This is a genomic window from Magnetospirillum fulvum MGU-K5 (assembly GCF_000442515.1).
Lineage (GTDB): Bacteria > Pseudomonadota > Alphaproteobacteria > Rhodospirillales > Magnetospirillaceae > Phaeospirillum > Phaeospirillum fulvum_B.
The window spans coordinates 1-18,410 of record NZ_AQPH01000067.1 but is presented as its reverse complement, the minus strand read 5'-3'; the positions used below and the strand labels follow the sequence as shown (position 1 = coordinate 18,410).

15 protein-coding genes are annotated in these 18,410 nt (G+C 61.0%); 9 read left to right on the top strand and 6 right to left on the bottom strand.

From position 1 onward, the window contains the following. The first annotated feature begins 256 nt into the window (after nucleotides 1-256). The 8 genes from K678_RS14100 to K678_RS14065 all read left to right on the top strand — a co-directional run bounded on the left by K678_RS14100 (nucleotide 257) and on the right by K678_RS14065 (nucleotide 12,650). Complete coding sequence (locus K678_RS14100; protein ID WP_021133139.1) at nucleotides 257-1,948, top strand: methyl-accepting chemotaxis protein; 1,692 nt, start codon at nucleotides 257-259, stop codon at nucleotides 1,946-1,948. Nucleotides 1,949-2,077: 129 nt separating this feature from the next. Then, entirely contained in the window at nucleotides 2,078-3,484 is a 1,407-nt protein-coding gene (gene hydG, locus K678_RS14095; RefSeq protein WP_021133138.1) for a [FeFe] hydrogenase H-cluster radical SAM maturase HydG, read from the top strand. Between the two features lie 2 nt (nucleotides 3,485-3,486). Next, nucleotides 3,487-4,878, top strand: a complete 1,392-nt coding sequence (locus K678_RS14090) for an aspartate ammonia-lyase (RefSeq protein WP_021133137.1) — start codon at nucleotides 3,487-3,489, stop codon at nucleotides 4,876-4,878. Nucleotides 4,879-4,894: 16 nt separating this feature from the next. Continuing rightward, complete coding sequence (gene hydF, locus K678_RS14085) at nucleotides 4,895-6,133, top strand: [FeFe] hydrogenase H-cluster maturation GTPase HydF (RefSeq protein ID WP_021133136.1); 1,239 nt, start codon at nucleotides 4,895-4,897, stop codon at nucleotides 6,131-6,133. Then, nucleotides 6,130-7,209 (top strand): [FeFe] hydrogenase H-cluster radical SAM maturase HydE, encoded by a 1,080-nt coding sequence (gene hydE, locus K678_RS14080; RefSeq protein ID WP_021133135.1) that lies wholly within the window; start codon nucleotides 6,130-6,132, stop codon nucleotides 7,207-7,209. The genes hydF and hydE overlap by 4 nt, the downstream gene beginning before the upstream one ends. 274 nt (nucleotides 7,210-7,483) lie before the next feature. Further along, on the top strand, nucleotides 7,484-9,208 hold the full coding sequence (locus K678_RS14075; RefSeq protein WP_331270959.1) for an NAD(P)H-dependent oxidoreductase subunit E: 1,725 nt from the start codon (nucleotides 7,484-7,486) through the stop codon (nucleotides 9,206-9,208). A 28-nt stretch (nucleotides 9,209-9,236) separates the two neighbouring features. Continuing rightward, the gene (locus tag K678_RS14070; RefSeq protein WP_021133133.1) at nucleotides 9,237-11,162 is read left to right on the top strand and encodes an NADH-dependent [FeFe] hydrogenase, group A6; all 1,926 of its coding nucleotides are present in this window, start codon (nucleotides 9,237-9,239) and stop codon (nucleotides 11,160-11,162) included. A gap of 401 nt (nucleotides 11,163-11,563) precedes the next feature. Further along, nucleotides 11,564-12,650, top strand: a protein-coding gene (locus K678_RS14065; RefSeq protein ID WP_155804562.1) for an IS3 family transposase whose coding sequence is annotated in 2 segments (ribosomal slippage) — nucleotides 11,564-11,820 and nucleotides 11,819-12,650 — 1,089 coding nt in all. Because the reading frame shifts where the segments join, the coding sequence is not laid out codon by codon here. Between the two features lie 3 nt (nucleotides 12,651-12,653). Here K678_RS14065 and K678_RS18325 read toward each other — a convergent pair. Next, complete coding sequence (locus tag K678_RS18325) at nucleotides 12,654-12,896, bottom strand: transposase family protein (protein ID WP_196802588.1); 243 nt, start codon at nucleotides 12,894-12,896, stop codon at nucleotides 12,654-12,656. Nucleotides 12,897-12,951: 55 nt separating this feature from the next. After that, entirely contained in the window at nucleotides 12,952-13,122 is a 171-nt protein-coding gene (locus K678_RS20020) for a DUF3309 family protein (protein ID WP_081673288.1), read from the bottom strand. 226 nt (nucleotides 13,123-13,348) lie between these two features. Between K678_RS20020 and K678_RS14060 the strand changes: the two genes are divergently transcribed. Next, complete coding sequence (locus tag K678_RS14060) at nucleotides 13,349-13,930, top strand: chemotaxis protein CheB (protein ID WP_039853297.1); 582 nt, start codon at nucleotides 13,349-13,351, stop codon at nucleotides 13,928-13,930. Between the two features lie 6 nt (nucleotides 13,931-13,936). Here the strand turns inward: K678_RS14060 and K678_RS14055 are convergent, their stop codons facing one another. From K678_RS14055 to K678_RS14040, 4 genes are all read right to left on the bottom strand, one after another. Beyond that, complete coding sequence (locus K678_RS14055; protein ID WP_021133130.1) at nucleotides 13,937-15,454, bottom strand: DHA2 family efflux MFS transporter permease subunit; 1,518 nt, start codon at nucleotides 15,452-15,454, stop codon at nucleotides 13,937-13,939. Next, a complete protein-coding gene (locus tag K678_RS14050) occupies nucleotides 15,454-15,984 on the bottom strand; it encodes an isoprenylcysteine carboxyl methyltransferase family protein (RefSeq protein ID WP_021133129.1) in 531 nt (176 codons plus the stop codon). The genes K678_RS14055 and K678_RS14050 overlap by 1 nt, the downstream gene beginning before the upstream one ends. After that, a complete protein-coding gene (locus tag K678_RS14045; RefSeq protein WP_021133128.1) occupies nucleotides 15,981-17,033 on the bottom strand; it encodes a type III polyketide synthase in 1,053 nt (350 codons plus the stop codon). Before K678_RS14045 ends, K678_RS14050 begins: the two co-directional genes overlap by 4 nt. Nucleotides 17,034-17,300: 267 nt before the next feature. After that, entirely contained in the window at nucleotides 17,301-18,332 is a 1,032-nt protein-coding gene (locus K678_RS14040) for a lipid A deacylase LpxR family protein (protein WP_155804561.1), read from the bottom strand. Nucleotides 18,333-18,410: the final 78 nt, after the last annotated feature.

Here is an 18,410-nt window from a genome sequence, read left to right as displayed (position 1 = left end):
ATCTGGCCGATCAATTGATGCTGTTGATCGAAGGAGCCTATTGCCTGGGCAATACCCTCGATCGCGACAACAGCCCGGTCGCTTCGGTCATTGCTGCCGCCGAGGCACTGATTTCCAAAGCGCTCTCTGACCAGACCGCTGCCGCTGGCTGAACTCTTCCCTGGCAAACTCAAAGAAAAGAACTTATGCCTATATGCATATGGCATAAGACGTGATAGCCTCTTCCATCGACACACCCCCCACAAGAAGGGCGAGGATGATGGCGGCGCTCCACGATCTGAAGATTCCGGTCAAAATCACCCTGGCTTTCGCTGCGGTGATGCTGGTGATGTTGATCAACGCGGCGATCAACCTGATCGAAATGACGGGGATGAACCATGCCGGTGTCGATCTCAGCGAAAACTGGTTACCTAGCGTCGACGCCTTGTCCACCCTGGAAACCCTGGTGGTCGAGCATCGGGTGCGCGAATTGGCCCACATCGCCGCCACGACCCCCGCCGCCATCGCCGAACAGGACCAAAAGATCCTCCTCCAACGCGAGAAAATCGCCGAGATTCAGAAAACCTATGAACCGTTGATCGCCTCTTCGGAAGAAAGAGAAACGTACAATCGGTTCACGAAGGACTGGGTCGACTATATTGCCTCGACGGAAAAAGTCATTGCCCTATCGAGACAAGGACTGAAAGCAGAGGCAAGAGAGCTCCAGCTCGGAGAAGGATATAAATATTACATAGATTCCAGAAAAGAATTAACCTCTGACATAAACATTAACAAAAAAGGAGCGGCTTTAGCGGCAAAAAATTTGGCGACCAACTTCTACGAAGCCAAGGTGGCTCTTTTTGCGTTTTTGATGGTCATGGCAGCGATGATCGTTGTGATGGCTGTTAGCTTGCAACGCTCAATCGCCCGACCGATCACCACGATGACCGCAGCGATGCGTCATCTGGCCGAGGGAGACAAAAGCATCGTGGTTCCTGCCCTTGATCGCGGGGACGAAATCGGCGAGATGGCCAAGGCGGTTCAGGTCTTCAAGGATAATGCGATCCGTGCCGACCGTCTCACTGCCGAGCGGCAGGCTGAACAACAGGCCCGTGACGAGCGAACCCGCCGGATTGAAACCTTGACCGGAGATTTCGATCAGGCGATCGGTAACGTTCTTGACATGGTATCGCAGGCGGCGGGGCAGATGGAAAACACCGCCCAGGCAATGACCTCGAATGCCGACCGTTCCAACCATCAGGCCTCTAACGTTGCCGCCGCTACCGAGCAGGCTTCGGCCAGCGTCCAGACGGTTGCTTCCGCCGCCGAGGAATTGTCGGCCTCAATCGTCGAAATCGGTCGTCAGGTCGAGCAATCGGCGCGTGTCGCCAAGACCGCGAGCGAAGAAGCCAACCGCACCAACGAAACCGTGCGTGGACTGGCCGACAGTTCGGCGCGTATCGGCGAAGTCATCAATTTAATCAATGACATCGCCTCGCAGACCAACCTGTTGGCCCTGAACGCGACAATCGAGGCGGCGCGGGCCGGTGACGCCGGTAAAGGCTTTGCCGTCGTGGCGGGAGAGGTCAAGCATCTCGCCAACCAGACCGCCAAAGCAACCGACGAGATCGGCGCCCAGATTGGCGCGGTTCAGGCGGCGACCCAAGCGGCGGTCGCGGCCATCGGCGCGATCGTCACCCGCATCGAGGAAATCAACGGAATCGCCGGAGCCATCGCCGCCGCGGTCGAGGAACAATCGGCCGCCACCGCCGAAATCGCCCGCAACGTCCAACAGGCAGCCGAAGGAACCAACGAGGTCGCTTCGAACATCGGCGGGGTGTCACAATCGGCAGCGGAAACCGGCGAAGCGGCGGCCCAGGTTTTGGTCTCGGCCCGGTCGCTGTCGCAGGATGCCACCGATATGAAGAGTGTCGTCATCCGTTTCCTCGAAGGGGTCCGCACCGCCTGAGACGAACGGCGATCATCATTGGGTCATGTTCCGCTGGACTTCGCTGCAAGCGGCGCGGAAGAATGAGGGCAATCAGAAAAGCAGGCGGATCGAAGCCCGCTCCCCCTCACGCCAGGAAGACCGCCCATCATGACCCTGCCCGCCTCTCAAGCCCCCGACTGGCTCGATGCCGGTCGCATCCGTTCAACGTTGGCCCGTAACGCCACCGAGGATTCAACACGGGTTGCCGAGGTCTTGACCAAGGCGCGCGAAATGAAGGGGCTGGACCTGGACGATGTCGCGGTTCTGGCGGCGCTGACCCGTCCCGACCTGATTGAGGAATTGTACGCCACCGCCAAGCAGGTCAAGGAAGCGATCTATGGCCGCCGAATGGTGTTCTTCGCGCCACTTTACATCAGCAACCGGTGCAGCAATGAATGTCTGTACTGCGCCTTCCGTGCCAGCAACAAGGGCCTGATCCGCCACACCCTGAGCCAGGAAGAGATTGCCCGCGAGACAGAAATCCTAATCGATCAGGGGCACAAGCGGGTGTTGATGGTCGCGGGCGAATCCTATGCCGGGGCCGGAGGATTCCGCTATGTGCTGGACTCGATCGCGACGATCTATTCAGTCCAGAAGGGTGCGGGGGCGATCCGCCGGGTCAACGCCAATCTGGCGCCCCTGACGATCGAGGAATTCCGCGATCTCCACGGCGCGGGAATCGGCACCTACCAGCTCTTCCAGGAAACCTATGACCGCGAGATCTATGCCGCGACCCACCCCAAGGGACGCAAGGCCGACTTCAACTGGCGGGTGACCGCGTTCGACCGCGCGATGAGCGCCGGAATCGACGATGTCGGGATGGGGGTTCTGTTCGGTCTGGCTGACTGGCGGTTTGAAATTCTGGCCCTGCTCAGCCACATCGCCCATCTGGAAAAGCAGTTCGGTGTCGGCTGTCACACCATCAGCGTTCCCCGGATGGAGCCGGCCAGCGGGTCGGATATGGCGACCTGTCCGCCCCAGCCGGTCTCCGACGAGGATTTCAAGAAGCTGGTGGCGATCCTGCGTCTGGCCGTGCCTTATACCGGCCTGATCATGTCGACCCGCGAGAGTGCGGCGATGCGGCGGGAAACCTATGCGCTCGGCGTCTCGCAGATTTCGGCCGGGTCGCGCACCAATCCCGGTGGCTATGCCGACGAACAACGCTTCGAGTCCGGCCAGTTCCAGTTAGGCGATCACCGCAGCCTCGAAGAGGTGGTCAAGGACATCTCCGAAATGGGCTACATCCCGTCGTTCTGCACCGCCTGTTACCGGGTCGGCCGCACCGGCGGCGATTTCATGGATCTGGCCAAGACCGGCGAGATCAAGGAGAAGTGCGGCCCCAACGCGGTCGGCACCTTCCTGGAATACCTGCTCGATTACAGCTCTCCGGCGACCCTGGCCGCCGGGGAAAAGGCCATTGCCGCCGAAATCGCCGCGATGGATGCCAAGGACGGACGGGTGGCGCAACGGCTGGCCGACATGGTGCGGGCTGGCAAGCGCGACGTGTTCTGCTGACAATGACGCGGCGCGAACGCGATCTGCTGGGCGAGTGCGACATTCCCGACGAGTCCCTGTGGGGGATTCACACTCTGCGGGCAATCGAGAATTTCCCGATCAGCGGACGCCCGCCCTCAGCCGCTTTGATCCGGGCGATGGCCCAAGTCAAGGCGGCGGCGGCCCGGACCAACCGCGACCTCGGCTTTCTGCCCGACGACATCGCCGGGGCGATCCTGTCCGCCTGCGCCGAGTTAGCCGACGGCAGCCTCAATGACCAGATCGTCGTCGATGCGCTTCAGGGCGGAGCGGGTACTTCGCTCAACATGAACGTCAACGAGGTGTTGGCCAACCGCGCCCTGGAACGTCTAGGGGCGCGGCGCGGTGACTATGCCCGGGTCAATCCGCTCGACCACGTCAATCTGCACCAATCGACCAACGACGTCTTTCCCACCGCGATCAAGGTGGCGGCGATCGCCCTGCTGAAGCGGCTGGAACCGGCGATTGCCGCTCTTCAGACCGCGTTCCAGGCCCGCGAAGCCGCCTTTGCCGATGTAGTCAAGATCGGCCGCACCCAGCTTCAGGATGCCGCGCCGATGAGTATGGGGGCGGAATTTTCCGCCTGGGCCGAGGCGTTGTCACGCGATCGCTGGCGGGTGTTCAAATGTGAGGAACGGCTCCGCGTGGTCAATCTGGGCGGCACCGCGATCGGCACCGGCCTGACCGCTCCGCGCGATTATATCTTCGCCGTGACCGAGGCGCTCCGCGCCGAGACCGGGTTCAACCTGTCGCGGGCCGAAAATCTGGTCGATTGCACCCAGAACGCGGACCCGTTCGTTGAGGTTTCCGGCATCTTGAAGGCACATGCCGCCACTTTGTTCAAGATTTCGTTCGATCTGCGCCTGCTGGCCTCGGGGCCGCGCGCCGGTCTGGGCGAACTGATCCTGCCCGCCGTCCAGGCCGGGTCGAGCCTGATGCCGGGCAAGGTCAATCCAGTGATCGCCGAAGCGGTCGGCCAGACCGCGCTGTTCGTGATCGGCAACGATGCGATGGTGACGGCGGCGGCGATGTCGGGCCAGTTGGAACTGAACGCCTTTTTGCCGCTGCTGGCCGAGGCGCTGCTGTCGAGCCTGTCGGCACTGGAAGCGGTCAATCGGCTGTTTGCCGAACGCTGCGTCACCGGAATCGAGGCCGACCGCGCCGTCTGTGCCAGTCACGTCGCCGCCTCGTGGGCAATTGTGACCGCGCTGGTGCCGCTGATCGGGCACGAACGCGCTGCCACTCTGGCGGCACAGGCCCGCGCCAGCGGGCGGCCGGTGACCGAACTGGCGCTTGAGGTCGGGCTGGCCGACCGGGCGACGCTGGACCGGCTGCTATCGCCCGCAGCGATGATGGCGTTGGGATATCGCGGATAGGGAGAGACGACCGAGCATGCAAGAGACACCCCGCGGCCTGCGCCTGCATATCGGCCTGTTCGGTCGGCGCAATGTCGGCAAATCCAGCCTGATCAACGCCTTGACCGGGCAGAACGTTTCGATTGTCTCGGACGTCCCCGGCACCACCACCGATCCGGTCGAAAAGCCGATCGAGATGGCTCCGATCGGCCCGGTCCTGTTCGTCGATACCGCCGGGATCGACGATGACGGCGCGTTGGGTGCGGAACGGGTCCGCCGTACCGAAGCGATTCTCGAACGGGTCGATCTCGCTTTGCTGGTGGTTGGCCCGGACGGGTTCGGCCGATTCGAAGCCGGACTGGCCAAGACGCTGCACGCCCGCGCCACCCCCACCCTGGTGGTGTTCAACAAAAGCGATCTGGCCGCGCCCGCCGCAGAAGCGTTGGCGGCCGCCGCTGCCGTCGGGCGCGAAACTCTGGCCGTTTCGGCACTGAGCAGAGCCGGTCTCGACGATCTGAAACGGACGATAGCCCGTCTTGCGCCTGAGGCCCGGCTGGAAGAGCCGCGTCTGGTCGGCGATCTGGTCCCCGCCGGGGAGTTGGCGGTGCTGGTGGTGCCGATCGATCTCGGCGCACCGAAGGGACGGCTGATCCTGCCGCAAATTCAGGTGATCCGCGAAATTCTCGACAGCGACGCGATGTGCGTCGTGGTCAAGGAGCGCGAATTGTCCGACGCGCTGGCCCGCCTCGGCCGCCCGCCCAAGCTGGTGATCTGCGATTCTCAGGTGGTGCTGAAAGCCGCCGCCGACACGCCGCCACAGATTCCGCTGACGACCTTCTCGATCCTGATGGCGCGGTTCAAGGGCGACCTCAACCGTCTCGCCGCTGGTGCGGCGGCGATCGAGCGGCTGCGCCCCGGCGACCGGGTGCTGATCGGCGAGACCTGCGGCCACCATCCGCTCGCCGACGATATCGGCCGGGTCAAGATTCCGCGCTGGCTTGGCCAATATGTCGGCGGCGGGCTGAAGATCGAGGTGGCGGCGGGGAAGGATTTTCCCGACGATCTCAGCCCCTATTCCCTGATCATCCAATGCGGTGGCTGCACGGTGACGCGACGGCACATGCTGGCCCGGCTCGACCGCGCCGGAGCCCAAGGCGTACCGATGACCAATTACGGCGTGGCCATTTCCCTGCTCCAGGGGGTGCTGCCCCGTGCGTTGGGCTGTTTCCCGGCGGCGCTGGCCGCGTTCGAACGAGCGCGGGAGATCCGGCCATGACGCTCAACCTGTCCCATGCCGAGATGGTCCGCCTGCTCGGCCTGTCCGATCCCGCCCAGATCGAAGACTTGCGCCGCGCCGCCTATGACCGCGCCACCGCAACTGTCGGCGACACGGTCCATTACCGTGGCATCGTCGAATTATCAAACCGCTGCGCGCTCGATTGCTATTATTGCGGGATTCGCCGCAGCAACCTCGCGGTCGAACGCTATGGCCTCGACCGCGACGAGGTGGTCGAGGCGGCGATGTTCTGCGCCGAAGCCGGATACGGCTCGTGTGTCCTCCAGGCCGGGGAGCGGCGCGACGAAGCCTTCGTCGCCTTCGTCGAAGAGTGCGTCGCTGAAATCCGCGCCCGCTCCTTAAGCGAACGGCTGCCGCGCGGCCTAGGGATCACCCTGTCACTGGGCGAGCAGAGTCTGGACACCTATCGCCGCTGGCGCGCTGCCGGAGCCCATCGCTATCTGCTGCGGATCGAGACCAGCAATCCCGCTTTGTTCGCCTCGCTTCACCCCCCCGCCCAGCGCTTCGAGACGCGGGTAAAGGCGCTGGACGACCTGCGCACCGCCGGATTCCAGGTCGGGACCGGGGTGATGATCGGCCTGCCCGGCCAGACCCTCGACGATCTCGCCGCCGACATCGCCTTTTACGGCGAGCGCGATATCGACATGATCGGGATGGGGCCGTACCTCCATTCCCAGGGCGGGGCGATGCCCGCCTCGGCGATGATGGCGAAGGGGCCCCTGCTCTCCCTTGGCCTCAAGATGATCGCGGTGACCCGGCTTGCCTTGCCGACCCTCAACATCGCCGCCACCACCGCGTTGCAGGCCCTGGTCGAGGACGGTCGCGAACGTGGCATCACCTTTGGCGCCAATGTGACGATGCCCAACGTCACCCCGCGCGGGGTCCGCCGCAACTATCAGCTTTACGACGGCAAACCCTGCCTCGACGAAGGCACCCTGGAATGCCGGGGCTGCCTCGAACGCCGGGTGATCGCCGCCGGTCGCCGGGTCGGCTGGGACGAGTGGGGCGATTCCCCCCACGCCCATCGCCGCCTGCCCGACTCCCTCCCGGCCTGATCCTCCCCTTTTCGCCCGTCTCCGACCCACGCTGGGACCATCGGGTCCCGGCGATATCGCCGTTCGTCACCCCATCCACACGGGCAGCTTGCCACCTACCCGTATGAGGCGTTATCAAGGGTGGGAATAGTCCGGTGCATATGGGTAGCCACCACCGGATGGGGTGGGGACGTCTCGTGCGACAGATTCCGAATACAACCAAACGATCTTTTCGTATCATGCCGACCATGAGCGCGGCAAAGATCGCGCCAACAAGAAAAGCTCAATAAAGCAAATGTATCAGATAGGGAGAAACATGATGCTGCTGACAGGGCAGGACAGAGAGAAATCTCTAATATCTAGACTGGTAAAAAAACACGGTCGCCAAAGATCATCTCTTATACCTATTATGCAATCCGTCCAAGCAGAGTGCGGATTTGTTTCTGAATTTGCGATGCAATATATTGCCGATCTGATAGGAATTTCCGCATCAGAGGTCCTTGGCGTCGCCACTTTCTTTCATTTCATTAACAAAAAGCCCAAGGGAAAGTTCATTATCCGGCTCAGCCGCGATATGTCTTCGATCATGAAGGGGGCCAAATCGGTTGCCCGTCAGCTCGAAAACGATCTGGGCATCCGCTTTGGCGAGACAACGCCGGACGGGATGTTCACGCTGGAATGGACCAGCTGCATCGGGATGAATTATCAGGCCCCGGCGATGATGGTGAACAACGAGGTGTTCTCCAATCTGACGCCGCCCAAGGTTCACCGGGTGATCGAGGATTGTCGGCAGGAATTCAACGCCCGCCGCCCCACCGTCGGCAATGTCGGCGAAACCTATGCCAACACCCTGAACTACACCAATCACGAGATCAATTCCGGCTTGCAGCGGGCGGTATCGGTCAGCCCTTCCGAGGTGATCGCCGAATTGACCGTGTCCGGTCTGCGCGGCCGCGGCGGCGCGGGCTTCCCCACCGGGATCAAGTGGAACCTTGCCGCCAAGGCCAAGGGCGATTGCAAATACATCATCTGTAATGCCGACGAAGGCGAGCCCGGCACCTTCAAGGACCGCATCATCCTCGGCAAATATGCCGACATGGTGTTCGAGGGCATGACGATCGCCGCCTATTCGATCGGTGCGCGCGAAGGTGTTGTCTATCTGCGCTGGGAATACACCCACTTAAAGCCGCATCTCGAAGCGGTGCTGGAAGCGCGGCGCAAATCGAACCTGCTTGGCACCGACATCCTGGGTCAGGCGGGGTTCTGTTTCGACATCCGCATCCATATGGGTGCGGGCGCTTACGTCTGTGGCGAAGAAACCGCCCTGATCGAAAGCCTGGAAGGGCGGCGCGGCGAACCGCGCAACCGCCCCCCCTACCCGGCCGAGCGCGGTCTGCACGGCCAGCCGACCGTCGTCAACAATGTCGAGACCCTGGCGACACTGTCCTGCATCATCCCGCGCGGGGCCAAATGGTTCTCGTCGATGGGCACCGAGCGGTCGAAGGGCTTCAAGCTGTTCAGCGTCTCGGGCGATTGCTCGCGCCCCGGCGTCTATGAACTGCCCTGGGGCATCACCGTCGATCAATTGCTGGAAACCGTCGGCGGCCAGGGGGCCAAGGCGGTGCAGATCGGCGGCTATACCGGGCAATTGGTCCCGGCCCGTCAGTTCGACCGCCGTCTTGCCTATGAGGATCTTGGCATCGGCGGCTCGATCATCGTCTACAGCGCCGAGCGCGACATGCTTGAAGTCGCCGAGAACTACCTCGAATTCTTCGTCGAAGAATCCTGCGGCCAGTGCACCACCTGCCGCGTCGGCAACCAAAAGCTGCTGGAAGGTATCCGGCTGCTGCAACAGGGGAAATGCTCGAACCGCTATTTGAATGACCTGATCAGTCTCAGCGAGACGGTCAAGCTGGCCTCGAAATGCGGCCTGGGTCAGGCGAGTCCCAACGTGGTCATCGCCCTCAATGCGCATTTCAAGGAAGAAATCATGGCCCGTCCGATCATGGGCGCGGCCTGACCGGCCAAAGCGGGGAGATCAGATCACTATGGATACCGTTCCTTCGAACACCGAATCCCAGCCCGCCGCCGATGAGGCCGTGGCCGGGAACAATGATTCCACCCCGATCGCGGCCGAGGTGCCGATGATCGCTGTCACCATCGACGGGATCGACGTCGAGGTGCCTTATGGCACCACGATCCTGGACGCCGCCCGCCGGGTGGGCTTGCGGATTCCCACCCTGTGCCATCACGACGATCTGTGCACTGCCGGTGTCTGTCGCATCTGCGTTGTCGCCGTCGAGGGGATGCGGACGCTGCAAGCCGCCTGCGCGACCCCGGTGACCCTGCCGGTCAAAATTCAGACCAACACGCCCGCCGTCCGCACCGCGCGGCGGCACGTCGTCGATCTGATGCTGTCCAATCACTATGGCGACTGTACCGTCTGCAAGCGCAACAACAATTGCGAGTTGCAGTCCCTGGCCAAGGAATATGGCGTCGATTACTATCGTTTCGGCCATCCGACCGAGCCGAAATATGCGATCGACCGCTCCAGTTCCTCGGTCGTGCGCGACATGAACAAGTGCGTGCTGTGCCGCCGCTGCGTCCGCACCTGTAGCGAGTTGCAGGGCGTCGGTGCGTTGCTGGTCAAGGGACGCAGTGTCCGGTCGCGCATCGCCACCTTTGGCGACAAGCCGCTATCCTCGGTGGTCTGCGTCAATTGCGGCCAGTGCATCAATCGCTGTCCCACCGGCGCGCTGACCGAGCAGGACCAGACCGACGAGGTATGGGCGATGCTCGACGATCCCACCAAGCATGTGGTGATCCAGACCGCGCCGTCACCGCGTGCCGCGATCGGCGAGTGCTTCGGGCTGGAAGCGGGTAGCCAGGTGACCTATCAGCTTAACACCGCGCTGAAGCGGATGGGCTTTGACGGTGTGTTCGACACCAACCACACCGCCGACCTGACGATCCTCGAAGAAGGCACCGAGCTGATTATCCGGCTCTATCATGCCCTGGTCCAAGGTGACACCGATGTCGCCCTGCCCCAGTTCACCAGCTGCTCGCCTGGCTGGGTCAAATATCTTGAACATTTCTATCCGCACGCGGTGCCCAACCTGTCTTCGGCAAAAAGCCCGATGCAGATGTTCGGCGCGTTGCTGAAGACCTATTACGCCGACAAGAAGGGGATCGACCCCAAGGACATCGTCGTCGTCGCCCTGATGCCCTGCACCGCCAAGAAGTTCGAGTGCAACCGCCCCGAACTGTGCTCGAGCGGCTTCAAGGATGTCGATTACGCCCTGACCACCCGCGAACTGGCCAAGATGGTTGCCGAATCCGGCATCGACCTGCCCCACCTGCCCGACAGCCCGTTCGATGAGCCGTTCGGCGACGGCACCGGCTCGGGCAACATCTTCGGGGCCACCGGCGGGGTGATGGAAGCCGCGCTTCGCACGGTGATCGAGGTCGTCACCGGCCAGAAGGTCGAAAACTTCTTCGATCACGCCGACATCTTGCCGGTGCGCGGAATCGAAGGAGCGCGGATGGCCGAAATCAAGATCGACGAAGTCGGACCAGTCCCCGATCTGTTCAAGCCGCTGGTGCCGGATTGGGACTGGCTGCGCGGCGTGACGTTGCGGGTCGGCATCGTCCATGGCTCGGCCAATGCCAAGAAAGTGATGGAAGACATCAAGGCGGGCGGACCGTTCAGCAAGTGCCACTTCATCGAGTTCATGGCCTGCCCTGGCGGCTGCCTGGGCGGCGGTGGCCAGCCGATCCCGACCGACGCCACCATCCGCGCCAAGCGGTCGAAGGCGATCTATCAGATCGACAGCGACTTTAAGATCCGCAAATCGCATGAAAACCCGGTGGTGCTCCAGTTGTATCGCGAGTTCCTCACCGACGGACCGTGCGGCCACATCGCCCATCACCACCTTCACACCCACTACACCCCGCGCGGCAAATTCATGTCGTAAGGGGAAACGGATCGGCTCCCTCGTCCCCGATGGGACGGGGGAGCCTGTCTTTTGGGACGGCCTTGCCCGCCCCCCGGCCCGGTCGCATGTTTCAGATGCACCCTTGCCAACCGGCCGCGCCACTGCCTCGAAAAACGGCAATTCCCACAACGGTCAAGGTTCGCCTGGATACTCAGGCGTTACCCTCAACCCGCCCACAGGTCTATCCACAGGATCAGAGGATAACCGGGGGACGGATTACACAGTCCCCCGCTGGAAATGCCGGTGCCGGTCGGCGATTGAGCCCGAGCGAACGGTGATGTAGGAACGTGGCCAGCGGCGCGTTTCCCCTGGTAATCCCCCCTGGAAATAAGGGGATGTGGACGTAGAATTTTCTCGGTCTTGCGAACGAGGAGATTCGGATGAAGAAGAGTCGGTTCACGGACGCCCAGATCATGGGGATCCTGCGTCAGGCGGAGGACGGCATCCCGGTCCTGACGCTGTGCCGCGAGCACCAGATGAGCAGCGCGACGTTCTACAAATGGCGGGCAAAATACGGCGGCATGGATGCCTCGATGATCTCGGAGATGAAGGGGCTTGAGGACGAGAACCGGCGGCTGAAAAAGATGTTTGCCGAGCTCAGCATGCAAAACGAATTGCTCCGCGAGGCTCTCGGAAAAAATAACCCGGCCATCCCAGCGCCGGGAGATGGCCGAGACAGCCGTGGCGCGACGAGGGATCAGTATCGCGTTGGCGTGCCGGACGTTTGGGCTGAGCGAGACGTGCTATCGCTACAGCCCGAGGCTCTCCGACGAGAACGAGCAGATCGCCGACCTTCTGATTGGGCTCACCCAGGCCAGAAAGACCTGGGGGTTCGGGCTCTGCTTCCTGTATCTGCGCAACATTCAGGGGCATGGCTGGAACCACAAACGGGTCTATCGGATCTATCGAGAGCTGGAACTGAACCTGCGCATCAAGCCCCGCAAGCGGCTCAAACGCGACAAGCCCGACGAACTGGCGGTGCCAGACGCCCCCAACCAGGTCTGGTCGATGGACTTCATGGCGGATCGTCTGGAGGATGGCAGGGCTTTCCGGCTCCTCAATGTGCTGGACGATTTCAATCGGGAAGGGCTCGGCATCGAAGTCGATTTCTCTCTGCCTGCGGAACGGGTCGTGCGGGTGTTGAACCAGATCATCGAATGGCGCGGCAAGCCGGGCGCTATTCGGGTCGATAACGGCCCCGAATATATCAGCGGTACGCTGATGAAATGGGCCGAGACGCACGGCATCGACCTCCAGCACATCCAGCCCGGCAAGCCGCAGCAGAACGCCTATGTCGAGCGTTACAATCGGACGGTCCGGCATGAATGGCTGGGGCAAATCCTTTTTGAAACCATCTCGGAGGTGCAGGATCACGCGACAGAATGGCTCTGGACCTACAACAACGACCGCCCCAATATGGGCATTGGCGGCATCACACCCGCCCAGAAACTGAAATTGGCCGCATGAATTCTATGTCCAACCCCCGCTAAAAATGGGGGGATTACCCTGGAGCGCCCGCTTGTCGAGGTCTTTGACCGTATGCCAATGCAGTCCAAAGAACGCGGCAACCTGCTTGATCGGCAGCACCCGGCACAGCCGCACCACGCTTATCGCCAGCCGCCGCGTCACGCGGGCATGACGATCCAGCCAATCCAGGCGCTCCAGCCTGGGGCCGCAACACGGGCACAGAACCCGACGGCGCGGGACCGACAACCCCTTATTTCCAGGGGAGATTACCCTTCGAGGTGTCCGAAAGGGGCGGTTTATGTCACGATCTCCGTCCGCCAAGAGCTCCCAAAAGCCAGAGGATGAGAAGAACGGCGAGCACTAAGCCAAAAGCTCCGCCGAGACCGGCGCCGCCATAGAGTCCATAGCCATAATATCCACCGCCTCCGCCAAGCAGTATTATCAGCAATAAGACGATAATTATTGTTTGCATTTCGCGCATCCTTGCCTCTAAATCCGCCACAAATAGAGATTTGTGGCGGATAAAAATTTCTGCGTTTTCATTATATAGTTCTGCTGCGCTGGCTCGACAGGGTCGGAATTTACTTAACAATAAGTGGTTTCCGAGTCTTCACTGGTCGATTTATACGGGCCAAGGTGTTCGTGGCGTTATGCGGCGAGGCGCGTCCTTGGGATATATTCCGGCAAAGTGAACGAGAGTGGAAAACAAATTCCCCATTGTTTGTATTGGTGGTTCAGCGGGAGGCCTCAATGCCTATATTCAGTTGCTTCAGAATTTACCGGCGGATATGGGTGTTGCCATTGTTATTGTTAATCACCTGAGAATTGTCGCCACCCAACTCCACGAGATTCTCCCCCGTTATACGAAGATGCCGGTTGAGTTGATCTCGGAAGGATTGTTCATCCGGCCCGACCGGGTGTTCATCATTCCGTCTCAGCGTGATTTGCACGTTCTTGACGGAGCGTTCCGTCTCAAGCCGATCTCGAAACCGCAGGGATGGCCGGACGTGATTACGGTGTTCCTGCGGTCGTTAGCCGATCACTGGAACGGCAAGTTGATCGCCGTCATTGTCTCCGGCTATGACGGCGATGGAGCGGCGGCGTTGTGCGACATCAGAGATGTCGGGGGCATTACCATTGCGCAGAAGCTCGATACGGCCGGGCAGCCTGATATGCCGGCGAGCGCCATTGCAAGCGGCTGCATTGATTTTGTTTTATCGCCTGAGAAAATTGCCCATGAAATCGTGCAAATCGCGGCATCATCCAAGCCGTGGATATGACGCCCTTCAATGATCTCGGGGCATGACAAGCAAACGCCTGGCAAAGGGGATACAGATCAAGGCGCCAATTGTCTGGAGAGCAATCATCGCCCAAGCATCATTAATGGCTGACGTCAGCGCTGCATTTTCGACGAGCATTTGGAGAGTCGCCTTCATCTCGGAATCGATGGTGACGGTCGAGCGCGTGGCAAAGAGGGCAAGTGGGATGCCGACAAATTTGGCCGTGGCAATATCGCCAGCTTGCAACCGTGCCGTGATCTCCGCAACGTGTATGGCCGACCGGCTGTAAATGACGGTGTCGATCAGGGCGAGACCAATGGCTCCCCCCAGGTTACGCATCAGATTGAACAGACCGCTGGCATCCGGTACCTGGCTTTTTTCCAGGCACCCCAGCGCCAGGCGAGTGGGCGGCAGAAGGCAGAACATGATGGCGAGGCCACGAATAACCTGCGGCCAGAGCATAGCGTCAAAGTCGGTTTGCGGTGTTTGAAAGGCGCTCAGACCCAGGCCGGTGGCAAAAAGGCCGAAGCCGCATGCCGTCAGCAGACGGGCATCGATGCGCTGCTCCAGTATAACGGCGATCGGAGCAACCGAGAGCTGCGCCAAGCCCGTAACCAGCATGATCGCTCCAATCTCCAGCGCGTCGTGATTCCTGACGAAGGCAAGAAAGACCGGCATCAGATACACCGACCCGAACAACCCTATCCCCAGAACAAAGCTCAGAATGCAGCCGATTGTGAAATTGCGGTCGGCGAAGCAGCCAAAGTTAATAATCGGGTGGGAGGCGCGGATAGTGCGACGGATAAAGCCGGTTATGCTGGCTACGCTCAGGGTCAGCAGTCCGATTACGAGGCCAGAAATCCATCCCCGCTGTGGCGCTTCCTTGAGCGCGAGTTCCAGCGTCGCCAAGGCCATCGCGATCAGGATTAGCGATTGGATATCGAGCGTGCGGGCCTCGTGGAGGCACATGGGCGATTTCGGCAATAAGGCACTGGCGACAATCGCCGACAGAATGCCGGGAATGATGTTGATCAGAAATAGCCAGTGCCAGGAATAGGTATCGGTGATCCATCCCCCGACGATCGGACCGACCGTCGGCGCCAGTACCGCCAATACCCCGGCGAGCATAGTGGCGACATTCTGGCGCTCAGCCGGAAAGAGCAGGAAGACCGCCGAAAAAACGGCCGGGATCAGCGTTCCTCCCGAGAATCCTTGCAGAATACGAAAGGTAATCAACTCGCCGAAGCTGTTGCTTGCGGCGCATCCCAACGACGTCACTGTGAAAGCGACGATGGAGATAACGAACAGCAAACGCATGCTTAACAGCCGCGTTAGGAAGCCAGTCAACGGAATGGCGATCACTTCGGCGATGAGATAGGCGGTCTGTACCCAACTCATTTGCTCGGGCGGGATGGCAAGCGCATTTTGGATCGTCGGAAGCGATGTTGCCACAACCTGGACATCAAGGATCGCCATAAACATGCCGATGCACATCATGGCAAAGCCGATCCAGGTGGAAACCATCACAATCCCCGAGGAATACGGTTCATCTCCTCAGGGGAGCCACGCAATCGGCCAAGAGCCTCGTTCTCCGCCCGGATCCGGATGGCGAGAATCGCTGCGTTAGCGACTGAAAATACCAGCGCAAACCAAGGCAAATCGAGGCAAAGAGGGAGCACCGCGACCTCGCCCACGACGACGAGATAATTGGGGTGGGCGATAAACCGATAGGGACCGTTCGTGACCAAAGGGGCCCCTGGCAGAATGATGATCCGGGTCGTCCAGCGCCGTCCAAGCGTTCCCAAAACCCAGAAGCGCAGCGCCTGTAGGAGGATAAAGATTGAGAGCCAATACGGATTGAGCGGATTGGTCTGCCCAAAGAGCCATAACCCAGCCAGCCAGGAGGCATGGAGCAGGACGATCATTGGGTAATGACCAGGGGCGACCTCGTATGCCCCTCGTGCAAGCAAGGCTGAGGTATTGCGGCGAGCCAGCCAAAGTTCGCCCAAACGTTCCGCCGTAACGATGACGAGCAGCAGGGCTGCCGGTGTCATGTGGCGCTCCTGAGGGAGACACAGGTCGCGGTGAAGCCCGGCCCCATCGCAGTCAACAAGACGCGTGACGGCGCCCCCGCTTGAAGGACACGCTCCAGTACGAAAAGAGCCGTTGGAGCGGACATATTGCCATAGTCGGTCAAGATCGCCCGCTCGTGGTCCAAAGCCCCCTGTCCCAGGTCGAAGGCCCGCTCTAAGGCGCTTAGGACTTTGGTGCCGCCCGGATGAAATGCAATTCGATCGATATCGTTTATTGTTAAGCCGAAACGATCGAGAATACCGGCAACGGCCGGAGCCATGTGCGTTTCGGCGAAGGGTGGGATGGCGCGGTCGAAAATCACGCCCAGGCCCTGGGGGTCAACCGACCAACCCATGATGTCGAGCGTGTCGGGCCAAAGGTGTTGAGCACTCATTTCGACTTCGGCGATGCCCGGCTCGCCAGCACGCAAGACACATGCTGCCGCGCCGTCGCCGAACAAGGCGGTCGCGACGATATTGGCCTTGGTCAAGGTGTCGGGGCGGAATGCCAACGAACAAAGTTCGACGACGACCAGCAAGACGACCGTGCCAGGACGGGATTCCGCAAGGCGAGATGCAATGGAAAGCCCGGAGACTCCTCCGGCACAGCCAAGGCCGAAGACCGGGACGCGCTCGATATCGGCGCGAAAGCCGATGCGGCTGGCGACGCGGGCTTCGAGGCTGGGTGTGGCTATGCCCGTCGACGACACCGTGACCACCGTGTCGACCTCGGCCGCATCAATGTCGGCAGCGTCAAGCGCCTTGGTCGCTACGTCGAAAAACAGTTGGCATCCGCCGTCGAGGTAGGCTTCGGTCCGTTCTGGCCAGCCCAACGGTTCGAAATACCACTCCAGTGGCCTCACGGCATGGCGTTGGCGTATTCCCGAGCTTTTGAAGACCCGCGCCAAGTGTTCGTAATCGCCGATATTTCCTGAGAAAACTCGTCGTGCAGCGACGGCAACATCGTCTTGCTCGATGCAGTACGGTGGAACTGCTGTCGCAATGGATACAAGGCTGGCTTGTTGGGGCATTGAATTCCCCTAAATAGGGATGGTTTCTATTTCTCGTCGGCCCATTTACAACCTATGGTAGTAGCCGATTCGCGTTCCTCGGCCAAAGGGATTGGCTTTTTAATAAATACAAGCATGCTTGGTAAGCGCGGAAGAATCGGAAATTACTTAATCATCAGGTCTGCGGCGAAGAATATTGCGGCCCGCAGGAGGCTCGCGTCAGGCCAGCCAACGCCCCGACCGCGAGGCCGAGGACGAAGCTTATGCGGAAGGACGAGGGGGCAACGATCACAGCGAAAAGGCGATTGAGGCGGTGCCGATCACGTCGGGAGAACGCTGGCCATCGAACTCTCTGGTGCGGTGGGCGGCGCTGAAAATCATCTGCACGGCATTCGACCAGAACACCGAGACGCCGGCCTGGAGATCGCCGACGAAGATTCTCCGCTCGACGTTGGGACTGTCCCGGAAAGTGTTGCCGTCGAGGAAAATATTGTGCCCGACGACGCGGCCCTGGACGCCGACGAAGGCGTAGAAGCCGAGGTCCCCGTCAAGATGGGTGCTGTCGAAATAGTCCGAGCCGGACAGCGCCGGCCGGATCCGCGCCGGGCCGTAATCGGCCTGGAGGTTGCGGCCGAATCGGATCAGACCGCCGCCAGCGCCGTAGGTAAAGACGTTGCCGATGGTGGCGCCGAGTTGGGGCACAATATCGACGCCAAGGCCTGCAACATTGACCAGCGGAAGCCGCCAGAGCCGCTCGTAGGTCAGCATCACCCCCGGCTCGTTGCGCAACTGGCCGCTCCAGCCCTTGGCCGTGTCAGCACCGATGAACTGGTGATAATCGTTCTGCGCCATCTTGCCGAGCGCCCCCGGACCGACGAGGCCGACGCCGAACTCGAGGTTCTCGAGCATGCCGCGATTGCTTTCCTGGAGCAGGCTGGCGCCGAGATAGGCCCAACCGGCATAGGGTCGGTCACGCGAGTCGGCGACGGCGAGTGCGGTATTTTGCGGCGTGAAGATGCTCTGGCCCAGGAACACCGCGATGCGGCGTGGTCGTACCGCCGACCCGGCGTCCGAGAAGATCGGGAGAAGGCCGCCAGCGAGGTCGAACGGCGCGTTCAAACCGCCGTGCGCGGCGAGGTCGGGGGAAAGGTAGGAGAGGCGGATGCCCTGAGTGTAATGCCTGTCGTAACTGGTGTAGAGAGAATCGTTCTCTTCAAGCAGGCCGAACCGGGGGGCATCGTCGGCCAGGGCAGAGCCAGCAGTCACCGAAAGCACCGCCACTGCGGCGAAGATCGATCTCGTGAGCATGACAACAGGCACCTTTCAAACCGGATCTCCAATCTGTGGGCGAATAAACCCCGAGCGCCAGATTCGGAAAACACCGAGACGGATGAGGTG